Here is a 12,048-nt window from a genome sequence, read left to right on the forward strand (position 1 = left end):
CAGTGCGATCAGTCACGCCCCGACTGGTCCAGGGAGTCTCGGACGGCGACGGAAAGCGACACCGCCTCGGCAAGATCGACCGGCCGTACCACTCCGGCGGGGAGTGTGTCGGCGCGCCACCCGGGACCCGCGGCGAGCACCAGCAGCGGCCGTCGGGGCACGGCGAGCAGCGCGCTGAGCTGGACCGGATCGGCTGTCGCCCGGGTGTGCGACCACAGCACCACGGCGGCCGGCCCGGTCCGGGTGACCGCCTCGACGAGCGCCGCGACCGGCACCCGGGCGCCGAGCATCCGGTAGCTGACCCCGGCCTCCGCGAGAGCCGCGGCCAACGCCTCGAGCGGCAGCGTGTGCTGTTCCTCGTCGGCGCAGGAGAGCAGGATTCGGGCCGGCCCGGTGGGGAGGGTGGCCCGAGCGGCAGCGGTGAGGGCCTCCGAGACGCAGCGGGACACCAGGTGCTCCACCTCGATCAGCCCGGCGGTGGCGGCGTGCCGTTCGCCGATGCCGGCGAGCACCGGGCGCAGCAGGTTCTCCCAGGTCGCGATGACCCCGCCGGAGGCCAGCGCGTGCGCGATCGTCTCGCTGATCGTCGCCGCGTCCAACCGCATGGCGGCCCGGGCCAGCCCGCGTGCCGCCGGCCCGGCGCGGCCGACCGGGATGGCACCACCGCCGTCGCGACCGGCCGGGTGCGGTCGGGTCGGGCCGACAGTGCCCGTCGGCGTCGGGTCCGGTGCCTGGCGAGCCCACCGTGCCGCCTCGGCGGGGCTCACCCCTTCGGCGGTGAGTCGCCGCATGATCTCGAGGCGGGCCAGGTCGCTGGGGGTGTAGCGGCGGTGGTGACCGGGGATGTGCTCGCTCGGTCCGAGCCCGTAACGCTGGTGCCAGGTGCGCAGGGTCGTCACCGCGACCCCGAGGCGACGGGCCACCGCGCCCGCGCTCAGCGCCTCATCGACCACCCGACCGCTCCGCTGCGTCATCCGCCGGGGAACCGGGGGTGGTCGTCGCCGCCGTCGGGAAGCTGCTGGGGCGCAGCAACCGGCCGACCACTCCGGCCAGCCAGGGCGCGTACGATCGGGGGTCCCGGTCCAACTCGGCCTCCAGCGCGGCGGGGTCCGCCCAGCGCAGCTCGGCCACCTCGCCCGGGTCCGGCAGCAGTGGGGCGGAGGGCAGGAACTCCCCCCGCAGCACGTGGTCGTACTCGAACTCGACGCGACCGGTCGCCGGGTCCTCGGCATAGTAGGTGTAGACGCCGACCTCTGTCAGCTCGACCGGGCCGGCCCCCAACTCCTCACGGAGCCGTCGGTTGGCGGCCTCGGCGAGCGATTCGCCGGGCCGGGGATGACCGCAGCACGAGTTGGCCCAACGCAGCGGGAACCGGGTCTTGACGGCGGCTCGACGCTGGAGCAGGACCTGGCCGTCCGGGTCGACGAGCAGCACCGAGAAGGCCCGGTGCAGTTGCCCCGGTGGCTGGTGCGCGGTGGCGACCGTCGTTTGGCCGTGCGCCGCGCCGGTCTCGTCGACCAACTCGACGAGGTGGTCCTCGCGGCTGCTCATCGGCCTTCCCCGGTGACCCGGTTGGCGGCGAGCTTGCCGGAGATCAGCACCATCGGCACGCCGACGCCGGGCTGGGTCCCCGAGCCCACGAACACCACGTTCGACAGGTCGCGGTGCAGGTTCGACGGGCGGAACGGGCCGGTCTGGAAGAGGGTGTGGGCGGCGGCGAACGGGGTGCCGGCGGCCATGCCCTGCTCCTCCCACTCGGCGGGAGTGATCGCCTGGAGCACCTCGACCCCCGCGCCGAAGCCGACGTAGCCGCGCTCCTCCAGGGTGCCGATCAACTGGTCGGTGTAGCGCTGGGTCAGGTCGCCGCGCCACTCGAACGGGGCCCGGTGCAGGTTGGGCACCGGGGCGAGCACGTAGTAGGTGTGCCGGTCCGGCGGGGCGACCGTCGGGTCGGTCCGGCTCGGGTTCGTCACCAGCAGCGACGGATCGGTCATCAACTCGCCCCGCCGGATGACCTCGTCGAAGGTGCCCTTCCACGCCCGTCCGATGTGGATGTTGTGATGGGCGATCTTCGAGTATGCCTGCCGCGAGCCGACGTGCAGGACGACGCAGGACGGCGAGTAGGTGAGCCGTCGTTTCGGTGCGGCGGGGAGCAGGTCCCGGTAGGCGATCGGCAGGTCGGGGTTGAGCACCACCACGTCCGCCGGCACCAGGTCACCGTCGGCGGTGAGCACGCCGGTGGCCCGGCCGTTGGCGGTCTCCACCCGGGTCACCGTGGTGTCGTAGCGGATGCGGACGCCGTGCTTCTCGGCCGCGCCGGCCATCGCCCGGGAGACCGCGTGGATGCCGCCGCGCGGGAAGTAGACCCCGGCCACCGAGTCGAGGTACGTGATGACCGCGTAGATGGCCAGCGCGTCGTGTGGGGCCAGGCCGGCGTACATGGCCTGGAAGGAGAAGATCCGCTGGGTACGCGGGTCCCGGAAGAACTGGTTGATCTTCGTCTGGAGCCGACGGAAGGCGCCCCCGGCGAGCAGCTTGAGCAGGTTGCCGGTGATCAGGTCGGTCGGCGCGTCGAGGTTGCGCTCGATGAAGTCGGCCCGCTCCAGGCGCCACAGCTCCCGCGCGTAGTCGACGAAGCGCAGGTAGCCGTCCGCCTCGCGCGGCCCGCAGACCCGGGAGATCTCCGCCGCCATCCGGGTGGTGTCGGTGAGCACGTCGAGCGTCGACCCGTCCGGGTAGTACGCCCGGTAGGCGGGGTCGAGCGGCGTCAGGTCGAGCCAGTCGCGCAGCTCCTCCCCGACCGCGCCGAGCGCCTCGGCGATCAGGTCGGGCATGGTGAGCACCGTCGGGCCGGTGTCGAACTCGTAGCCGTCCACGCCGAGGCGGCCCGCTCGGCCGCCGGGCACCGACTCGCGTTCCAGCAGCGTCACCTGTCGGCCGCTGCCCGCCAGGTGCAACGCGCAGGCGAGCCCGCCCAGCCCGGCCCCGACGACCACCACCCGGTCTGTCCGTCCGGTCACCGTCCGCACGGGACCACCTCCTCGAAGAAGTCGCTCATCAGGCCCGCCGGTTCGCGGCGGCGCTGGCCAGACCGGTCAGCGCGGTCCGCGCCGTCTGGTCCACTGGTGCGGCGTCGAGCGCGTCGAGCGCGTCGCCCACCCGCTCGGTGATCATCTGCTCCACCCGGGCCACCGCGCCGGTCTCGGTGACCACCTCGGCGAGCCGGTCGACCGGCAGGTCGGTGGCACGCTCCAACGCGCCGAGCTGAGCCGGTGTGGCCAGCTCACGGGCCAGCATGAGCAGCGTGGTCGGCTTGCCGGCGCGGAGATCGTCACCCGCCGGCTTGCCGGTGGCGGCGGGGTCGCCGTAGACGCCGAGCAGGTCGTCACGGAGTTGGAACGCTTCGCCGACCGCGAGGCCGTAGCGGGTGTACGCGGACACCAGCGGGTCGTCGGCGGGCACCCCGGCCAGGCAGGCGCCGAACAGGAGTGGCCGCTGGACGGTGTAGCTCGCGGTCTTGTAGCGGGCCACCCGCAGCGCCCGGTCGACCGACCAGTTGGCCGGGTCGTTCTCCCCGAGCACGTCGAGATATTGGCCGGCGACCGTCTCCACCCGCATCTGGTCGTAGCAGCGGCGGACCTCGAACAGTCGCGTCGACGGCACCGTGGCGTGCGCCAGCAGTTGGTCGGCCCAGACCATGCACAGGTCACCGATGAGCACCGCCACGGCCTCGCCGAAGCGACCGGGGTCGCCGCGGTGGCCGGCGGCGATGTGGTGCTCGGCGAGGGCGATGTGCGCGGTCGGTCGTCCCCGCCGGGTGGTGGAGGCGTCCATCACGTCGTCGTGCACGAGCGCGAACGTGTGCAGCAGTTCCAGCGCGGCCAGCGCAGGCAGCACCGGAGGCAGGTCGGCGGTGCCGCCGACCGCTCCGCGCCAGCCCCAGTAGGCGAACGTGGAGCGGATGCGCTTGCCGCCGGCCAGCACGGTGTCACGGGCGGTGGCGGCGAAGCTACCCATCGACGCGTCGATCGCGGTGAGCGAGTCGACCTCGGCGGTGAGGAAGGTGGTCAGCGTCTCGTCGACGGCGGTGATCAGGTCGTGGGTGTACGCGGCCAGAACGGCGCGGACCGGATCGTCCCCGTCCCCCGGCCCTGCCGGCGCCACGCGGGTCGCATTACCCGCAACTGCGTCGTTGGCCATGCGAGTGAGCGTACCCTAGGCTACGAGTTGCGTCGATTGGTGCGTCGATAATTGAGGAGGGCCGGTGGAAACTGATCTCGCCGCTGCCTATGACCGGTGCCGTGAGCTGCACAAACGACATGGGCGCACCTACTATCTCGCCACCCGGCTGCTCCCCGCTTGGAAACGCCGGCATGTGCACGCCCTCTACGGGTTCACCCGCTACGCGGACGAGATCGTCGACCGCACCGAGGACCTGCCGCCGGCCGAGCGGGCCGCCCGCCTGGACGACTGGGCCAGCAAGTTCCTGGCCGGTCTGCACGGCGCGTCGGTCGACGACCCGCTGCTGCCGGCAGTCCTGCACACGATCGCCGTCTTCGATCTCGACCGGGACGACTTTGCGTCGTTTCTGAAGAGCATGGCGATGGACCTGACGGTGACCTCGTACCCCACCTACGACCACCTGCTCGACTACATGGAGGGGTCGGCGGCGGTCATCGGCACGATGATGCTGCCCATCCTGGGCAGCTCCGACCCGGCGGCGGCCCGGGAGCCGGCCCGACAGCTCGGCTTCGCCTTCCAGCTCACCAACTTCATCCGGGACGTCGCCGAGGACCTGGACCGGGGCCGCACCTATCTGCCGGACGAGGACCTGGCGAAGTTCGGCGTCACCCGCGACGACCTGGTCGAGGCCCGCACGCGAGGTCACGGCACGCCCCGGCTTCGCGAGCTGATCGAGTACGAGGTGACGCGCGCCCAGGCGCACTACGCCGCCGCCGCGCCGGGCATCACCATGCTGGCCCCCGCCTCGCAGGCCTGCATGCGCACCGCGTACGCGCTGTACGGCGGCATCCTCGACGAGGTGGCCGCGCAGGACTACGACGTCTTCGTCCGGCGGGCCCTGGTGCCGCAGCGCCGACGGATGGCGGTCGCCGCGCGGGCCCTGCTCAGCTCGACCGGCACCCCTGTCGTCATCCCCGGGCCGACGGTCCACCCGGAGGACCGGTGACCGGGAGCACGGCGATCGTGCTGCTCACCCGCGACCTGCGGGTGCACGACCACCCGGCGCTGGCCACCACCTGTGCGGCCTTCGACCGGGTGGTGCCGCTGTACGTGCTCGACCCGGCCCTGGCCGACCTCTCGGCCAACCGCACCCGCTTCCTGCACCAGGCCCTCGCCGAGCTGCGCGCCGAACTGCGCGAGCGCGGCGGTGACCTGGTGGTCCGGCAGGGCGACCCGGTCGCCGAGACGATCCGGCTGGCCGGCGAGGTCGGTGCCAGCGGGGTGGCGCTCTCCGCCGACGTGAGCCACTACGCCCGCCGGCGGGAGCGACGGCTGCGTGCCGAGTGCGAGCGACACCGGCTGCACCTGCGTCTCTTCCCCGGGCTGACGGTGGTCGAGCCGGGCACGCTGCGTCCCGGTGGCGGCGGTGACCACTACCGGGTGTTCAGCCCGTACCACAGGGCCTGGGCCGCCCACCGGTGGCGCGAGGAGCTGGCCCCGCCGGACCGCGTCACGCTGCCCGACGGTGTCCGCGTCGGTCGGCTGCCGGCGCTGCCGGCCGGCGACTCGCCCGACGCGGCGGTCGGCGGGGAGCGGGTGGCCCGGCAGCGACTCTCCGACTGGCTGCCCGACCTGGACCGGTACGACGATCAGCACGACGACATGGCCGGCGACGACACCTCCCGGCTCAGCCCGTACCTGCGCTTCGGTTGTCTCTCGCCGCTGGCGGTGGCCAACCGGGCCGGCGACCGCTCCGGCCCGTTCGTCAGGCAGATCTGCTGGCGGGACTTCTACTACCAGGTCACCGCCGCCTTTCCGGACATCTCGACCGCCGCGTACCGCCGGGGCGCCACCGAGCAGTGGCGGTACGACGACGACGCGCTGTCGGCGTGGGCCGAGGGACGCACCGGGACGCCGATCGTGGACGCCGGGATGCGGCAGCTACGGGCGCAGGGCTGGATGCACAACCGCGCCCGGCTGATCACCGCCGGCTATCTGACGAAGCACCTCGGGCAGGACTGGCGGGCCGGGGTGGCGGTGTTCTTCCGGTGGCTGCTCGACGGGGACGTGGCCAACAACTCCGGCAACTGGCAGTGGGTCGCCGGCACCGGCAACGACACCAAGCCGTACCGGGGGTTCAACCCGGTGCGGCAGGCCGAGCGGTACGACCCGGACGGCGACTACGTACGCCGCTGGGTGCCGGAGCTGGCGGGTGTGCGGGGCAAGGCCGTGCACCAGCCGTGGCGACTGCCCGACCAGATCCGCAACGCGCTCGACTACCCGCCGCCGCTCTCCGTCCCCGGCGCCGATCCCGTCTGGCTGCGCTGACCGACTCCGTCAGAGCACCGAGTGCAGCGCCTCGACCAGCTCGTCGACCCGGTCGTGTTCGGCGAGGTGGGCAGTGGTGTACGCGAAGGCGTAGCCACGTTCCGGGTCCGCCCAGGCGCTGCTGCCGCCGATGCCGCCCATGCCCCAGCTGTCGTCCGGCTCCATTTGCATGCCCAACGTCCACCGGACCGGGCGGTCCAGCAGCAGGTCCGGCCCGTCGTACTGGACCCGGGTCGCCTCGGCCACCAACTCCCCGCTGAACAGCCGGACGCCGTCCAGGACGCCACCGGCCAGCAGACCCGCGTAGAGGCGGGCCAGGCTGGACGCGGTGGCGTGCAGGTTGACGGCGGGCATCTCCGCGCCCCGCCACAGCGGGCTGTTGACCACTGCCGGGTCCAGGCCCCCGGCCGGGTTGCCCAGCGCCCGCGCCCGCAGTGAGCCCGGCTCGCCGAGCTTCCGGTCCGGCCACCGTGCGTCGCCGTACCGCAGGTCCGCGCAGCGCCGCTGGGCCGCCTCGTCGAGCCCGAAGGCGAGGTCGAGGTGCCACCGGTCAGTGATCTCCTCGGCCAGGAACCGGCCCACCGACCGCCCGTCCACGCGGCGGACCAGCTCACCCACCAGGTGCCCGTACGTCCAGGCGTGTTCGGCGGCGACCGAGCCCGGCGGCCACTCGGGGTCGGCGGCGGCCAGGTCGCCGGTGAGCAGCGCCCAGTCGGCGACGGCGGTGGCCGGCCGGGGCACCGGGAAGGCGGGCAGCCCGGCGGTGTGCGACAACACCTGACGCACTGTGGCCGGCGTGCGGAACTCCGGCCAGTACCGGTCCACCCGGGCATCGAGGTCGACGGCTCCCCGGTCGACGAGCAGCAGCAGGCAGAGCGCGGCGACCGGCTTGCCGACCGAGTAGACGTTCACGAGCGTGTCCGGCCGCCAGGCCGCGCCACCCGGCCCGCCGCCGGTGCGCGAACCACCGACCAGGTCCACCACCGGCTGCCCGTCGTACCAGATGGTCAGGCTGGCGCCGGTCTCCCGGCCGGCGGTGAGCAGGTCGTGGAAGCAGTCCCGGACCAGGTCGAAGCGTGCGCGCATCCGGCCACGGTAGGCGCCCGGCCGGTGAGCGCGGCGACTTTTCCGCCGACCCGGGTTATCGGGCCGGGGCGACTGGGGGATGCTGGTGCTGTGGCAGAGCCGGAGCTGGTGGATGTGGTCGTGGTGGGGCTCGGGGTCGGCGGCGAGGAGGTGGCCGAACGGCTCGCCGAGGCCGGCCTGAGCGTCGTCGGCGTCGAACGGAACCTGGTCGGCGGGGAGTGCCCCTACTGGGGCTGCATCCCGAGCAAGATGATGATCAGGGCGGCCAACGCTGTCGCCGAGGCCCGCCGGGTGGACGGGCTCGCCGGCACGGCGCAGGTCCAGCCGGACTGGGCGCCGGTGGCGAAGCGCATCCGTGAGGAGGCCACCGACACCTGGGACGACACGGTGGCGGCGGAGCGGTTCATCGGTAAGGGTGGCCGGCTCGTGCGGGGCAGCGGCCGGCTCGACGGTCCGCGCCGGGTCCGCGTCGGCGACCAGGTGTTCGAGGCCCGGTACGGGGTCGTGCTGGGCACCGGCACCCGCCCGTCGGTGCCGCCGATCGACGGCCTGGCCGACACCCCGTACTGGACGAACCACCAGGCGATCGAGGTCGAGGAACTGCCGGAGTCGCTGCTGGTGCTCGGCGGCGGCGCGATCGGTCTGGAGCTGGCCCAGGTCTTCGCCCGCTTCGGGGTCCGGGTCACGGTGATCGAGGCGCTGGACCGGGTGCTGGCCGTCGAGGAGCCGGAGGCGTCCGAGGTCGCCGCCGCCGCGCTGCGCGCCGACGGCGTGGAGATCCACACCGGGGTACGCGCCGAGCGTGTCGAGCACGACGGCGGTCGCTTCACACTGCGCGGTGGCGGCGCCGAGTTCACCGCCGAGCGGCTGCTCGTGGTGACCGGGCGTAAGGCGCACCTGGCCGAGCTGGGTCTGGACACGATCGGGCTGGACGCCAGTCAGCGTTACCTGCCGGTGGACGACCGGCTGCACGTCACCGAGCACGTCTGGGCGGTCGGCGACCTGACCGGTGAGGGCGCGTTCACCCACATCGCCATGTACCAGGCGGGCATCGTGATCGCCGACATCCTGGCCCGTGCCCGCCAGGCGAAGGCCGGTGCGGACGCCAGCGGCACCGCCAGCGTGGTGGGCGGCGCGATGGGCGCGTCCAGCGCGTTGGCCGCCAGCGGGTCGAGCGGGTCGGCCGGCACGGTCCCGCGCGCCGACTACCGCGCGCTGCCCCGGGTGACCTTCACCGACCCCGAGGTCGGCGCGGTCGGGCTCACCGAGGAGCAGGCCCGCGAACGCGGCATCAACGTGCAGGTGGGCTTCACGAAGCTCGGCACCTCCACCAGAGGCTGGATCCACCGGGTCGGCGACGACGGCTTCATCAAGCTCGTCGCGGACGCCGACCAGGGCGTGCTGATCGGCGCGACCTCGGTCGGCCCTGCCGGCGGCGAGGTGCTCTCCGCGCTGGTGGTGGCCGTGCACGCGGCGGTGCCGCTGAGCCAGCTCCGACACATGATCTACGCGTACCCGACCTTCCACCGGGCCATCGGCGACGCCCTGCGCGACCTCTCCTGACGCTCCGACATGGCAACTGGACAGCAAACGTAGGACATTCTGCTGTTCATTTCTTTCATAACCGTGACGTACGATTGCGGCCGTGACCAAGCGGTTGACTGAAGTTGCCAAGAAGGCGGGCGTCAGCGAGGCCACCGTCAGCCGGGTGCTCAACGGCCGCGACGGGGTGTCCGAGGCGACCCGGACCGCCGTGCTGACCGCGCTGGACGTGCTCGGTTACGAGCGGCCGACCAAGCTGCGGGGCGAGCGGGCCCGGCTGGTCGGGCTGGTGCTGCCCGAGTTGCAGAACCCGATCTTCCCGGCGCTGGCCGAGGTCGTCACCGGCACGCTCGCCCAGCGCGGTTACACCCCGGCCCTCTGCGCCCGCACCATCGGCGGCGTGTCCGAGATGGACTACGTGGAGATGCTCCTCGACCACCAGGTCTCCGGAGTGATCTTCGCCGGTGGTTCGTACGCGCTCGCCGACGCGCGGCACGACCACTACCGCCGCCTGACCGACCGGGGGCTTCCGGTGGTGCTCGTCAACGCTGGCGTGGACGAGCTGGGCTTCCCGCGCGTCTCCACCGACGACGCGGTGGCGGTGGAGCAGGCGTACGGGCATCTGCGCTCGCTCGGGCACGAGCGGATCGGGATGGTGCTCGGCCCGGAGGGGCACGTGCCGTCCCGGCGCAAGCTGGACGCGATGGTCCGGGCCGCGGGTTGGGGTGACGCCGACGCCGAGTGTGTCGAGCGGTCCAGCTTCTCCATGGAGGGGGCGCGGGTCGCCGCGACGAAGCTCCTCGAGCGTGGCGTCACCGGCATCATCTGCGCCAGCGACGTCCTCGCGTTGGGCACGATCCGCGCGGTCCGGCGGCTGGGTCGCGCGGTGCCCGCCGACGTGTCGGTGGTGGGCTTCGACGACTCGGCGTTCATGACCTGCACCGACCCGCCGCTGACGACGGTGCGGCAGCCCATCGAGACGATGGGGCAGGCCGCCGTGGATCTGCTGGTCACCCAGATCGAGGGTGCCGGCGTGTTGCAGGACGAGCTGCTGTTCGAGCCCGAGCTTGTGGTCCGGGGGTCCACCGCTCCCGCTCCCGGGCGCTGACCGCCCCCACCCCACCACGACGACACCTGGGGCCGTCGACCGCATCGCGCGGTCGACGGCCCCTGTCGTGTTGCGCGATGGGGACGACATCGATGCGGTCGAATGAGCTGGCAAAAGCGGCGCAAGTCCCGTAAATCCGGCTACTTTCACAGGCTTGCCATAATCTGTCGTCATCGCGTCGTGTCCTTTCGGAACACCGTCGACACCTTGCCGAAATGAGTCGACGTCGTTACAGTGACTCCACTCACACCTGGCTCCGACGTAGCTACTGGGCGTCAGGTCGTATCACCACGAATCAGCGAAGGTCACTGGAGACACCCGTTCCCGAAGGGATGGACAGATGTCCGTACCGCAATATCGAAAGGCTGCGGCGGTCGCGCTCGTGGCCGGCCTGGGGCTCAGCCTCACGGCGTGCTCCACGAAGAGCGACGACAAGGGCGCCAGCGCCGGCGGCAAGGTGACCATCACCGTCGACTGCCAGCCGGTCGGCGCCCAGAAGGAGCTGCTGAAGAACTGGAACGACGACGTCGCCGAGTTCCAGAAGCAGAACCCGGACATCATCATCAAGAGCGTCAGCGTCGGCGAGCAGTGCAACAACCCGCCGGACTTCACCGCCCGGCTCGCCGGGGGCACCGTCACCGACGTCTTCTACGGGTACATGACCGACCTGCAGCAGGTGCTCGACTCCGGCCAGGCGATGGACATCACCCAGTACGCCACCAAGGACACCATCCCGACCTGGGACAGCGTCGACCCGGCGCTCAAGGAGGTCTTCACCGACAACGGCAAGCTCTACGCCGTACCGGTGAAGAACTACTCGATGGGGCTGGTCTACAACAAGGTGCTGTTCCAGCAGGCCGGGCTGGACGTGAACAACCCGCCGAAGACCTGGGCGGACGTCCGGGCCGCCGCCAAGAAGATCTCCGCGCTCGGCAACGGCATCGCCGGCTACTCGGAGTACAGCGCCGGCAACACCGGCGGCTGGCACTTCACCTCGCTGCTCTACTCGCAGGGCGGCCAGGTGCTCACGGCCGACGGCAAGAAGGCCGACTTCAACAACGCCATGGGCAAGCAGGTCCTGCAGAACCTCAAGGACATGCGGTACGGCGACAACAGCATGGGCTCCCGCCAACTGCTGCAGTGGGGTGACCTGCTCACGAACGCCGGCGCCAACAAGGTCGGCATGTTCATCGGCGCGCCGGACGCCACCCAGGCGATCGTCAGCCAGTTCCAGGGCAAGTTCCAGGACTGGGCGATGAGCCCGCTGCCCGGCCAGGACGGGCCGGCGAAGGGCACGCTCGGCGGCGGCGAGGGCTACTTCTTCAAGAAGGACCTCACCCCGGAGCAGGTCAAGGCCGGTCTGAAGTGGATCGCGTACCAGAAGCTGACCCCGGGCAAGGGCCAGTTCGACTACGTCCGGGCCAAGCCGCAGAACTACCCGGTGGGTCTGCCGCAGCCGCTGCTCTTCGCCAACGGCAGCGACGCGCAGAAGCAGGAATTGGAGCTGCGCAAGGCCAACGCGAACCTGGACACCGCCAACTTCGCGCTCTTCGAGGCGACCCCGGTGCCGATCAAGGGTGAGCCGCGCAACGCCCAGGCCATCTACGCGGTCCTCGACGCCGCGATGTCCGGGGTGCTGACCAACCCGAACTCGAACATCGACGCGCTGCTCAAGACCGCCGAGGACAAGGTCAACCAGCTCCTCGCCGCCGAGAGCTGACCGAGCGGGTGGGGGCCGGGACGCCGACCCGGCCCCCACGCCAACCGCACCGCACCTCGACCCCACCCGCTCACCCAGGAGT

General features: G+C 72.1%; 10 protein-coding genes. 5 read left to right on the forward strand and 5 right to left on the reverse strand.

Going from position 1 to position 12,048, the window contains the following annotated elements; genetic code table 11:
* Positions 1–8: 8 nt before the first annotated feature.
* Genes O7634_RS10250 through O7634_RS10265 form a run of 4 tightly spaced genes read right to left on the reverse strand, consistent with a single transcriptional unit; the run spans position 9 to position 4,200 of the window.
* Entirely contained in the window at positions 9–953 is a 945-nt protein-coding gene (locus O7634_RS10250) for a MerR family transcriptional regulator (RefSeq protein WP_278153930.1), read from the reverse strand.
* The gene (idi, locus tag O7634_RS10255) at positions 943–1,551 is read right to left on the reverse strand and encodes an isopentenyl-diphosphate Delta-isomerase (RefSeq protein WP_278149893.1); all 609 of its coding nucleotides are present in this window, start codon (positions 1,549–1,551) and stop codon (positions 943–945) included. Before idi ends, O7634_RS10250 begins: the two co-directional genes overlap by 11 nt.
* Positions 1,548–3,029 carry a phytoene desaturase family protein gene (crtI, locus tag O7634_RS10260; protein ID WP_278149894.1) on the reverse strand — a complete coding sequence of 494 codons (1,482 nt, stop codon included), beginning with the start codon at positions 3,027–3,029 and terminating at the stop codon, positions 1,548–1,550. Before crtI ends, idi begins: the two co-directional genes overlap by 4 nt.
* A gap of 28 nt (positions 3,030–3,057) precedes the next feature.
* Positions 3,058–4,200, reverse strand: a complete 1,143-nt coding sequence (locus O7634_RS10265; RefSeq protein ID WP_278149895.1) for a polyprenyl synthetase family protein — start codon at positions 4,198–4,200, stop codon at positions 3,058–3,060.
* A gap of 64 nt (positions 4,201–4,264) precedes the next feature.
* Here O7634_RS10265 and O7634_RS10270 point away from each other — a divergent pair, with 64 nt between their 5' ends.
* Both O7634_RS10270 and O7634_RS10275 read left to right on the forward strand, forming a co-directional pair.
* Positions 4,265–5,188: a phytoene/squalene synthase family protein gene (locus O7634_RS10270; RefSeq protein WP_278149896.1), complete on the forward strand. Its 924-nt coding sequence runs from the start codon at positions 4,265–4,267 to the stop codon at positions 5,186–5,188.
* The gene (locus O7634_RS10275) at positions 5,185–6,510 is read left to right on the forward strand and encodes a deoxyribodipyrimidine photo-lyase (protein WP_278149897.1); all 1,326 of its coding nucleotides are present in this window, start codon (positions 5,185–5,187) and stop codon (positions 6,508–6,510) included. Before O7634_RS10270 ends, O7634_RS10275 begins: the two co-directional genes overlap by 4 nt.
* Positions 6,511–6,519: 9 nt before the next feature.
* On the opposite strand, the gene O7634_RS10280 is transcribed toward O7634_RS10275, so the two are convergent.
* Complete coding sequence (locus O7634_RS10280; RefSeq protein ID WP_278149898.1) at positions 6,520–7,596, reverse strand: serine hydrolase domain-containing protein; 1,077 nt, start codon at positions 7,594–7,596, stop codon at positions 6,520–6,522.
* Positions 7,597–7,686: 90 nt separating this feature from the next.
* Here O7634_RS10280 and O7634_RS10285 point away from each other — a divergent pair, with 90 nt between their 5' ends.
* The 3 genes from O7634_RS10285 (at position 7,687) to O7634_RS10295 (ending at position 11,966) form a co-directional block, all read left to right on the forward strand.
* On the forward strand, positions 7,687–9,159 hold the full coding sequence (locus O7634_RS10285) for an FAD-dependent oxidoreductase (protein WP_278149899.1): 1,473 nt from the start codon (positions 7,687–7,689) through the stop codon (positions 9,157–9,159).
* Between the two features lie 82 nt (positions 9,160–9,241).
* Positions 9,242–10,246 carry a LacI family DNA-binding transcriptional regulator gene (locus tag O7634_RS10290; RefSeq protein ID WP_278149900.1) on the forward strand — a complete coding sequence of 335 codons (1,005 nt, stop codon included), beginning with the start codon at positions 9,242–9,244 and terminating at the stop codon, positions 10,244–10,246.
* 340 nt (positions 10,247–10,586) lie between these two features.
* Complete coding sequence (locus tag O7634_RS10295) at positions 10,587–11,966, forward strand: extracellular solute-binding protein (protein WP_278149901.1); 1,380 nt, start codon at positions 10,587–10,589, stop codon at positions 11,964–11,966.
* Positions 11,967–12,048 lie beyond the last annotated feature (82 nt).

This window comes from Micromonospora sp. WMMD1120 (assembly GCF_029626235.1).
GTDB lineage: Bacteria > Actinomycetota > Actinomycetes > Mycobacteriales > Micromonosporaceae > Micromonospora.

Bases quoted from the DNA above. Each gene is read 5' to 3' on its own strand.
- O7634_RS10295 (WP_278149901.1), top strand. From the start codon at position 10,587: ATGTCCGTACCGCAATATCGAAAGGCTGCGGCGGTCGCGCTCGTGGCC.
- O7634_RS10265 (WP_278149895.1), bottom strand. From the start codon at position 4,200: ATGGCCAACGACGCAGTTGCGGGTAATGCGACCCGCGTGGCGCCGGCA.
- idi (WP_278149893.1), bottom strand. From the start codon at position 1,551: ATGAGCAGCCGCGAGGACCACCTCGTCGAGTTGGTCGACGAGACCGGC.
- O7634_RS10280 (WP_278149898.1), bottom strand. From the start codon at position 7,596: ATGCGCGCACGCTTCGACCTGGTCCGGGACTGCTTCCACGACCTGCTC.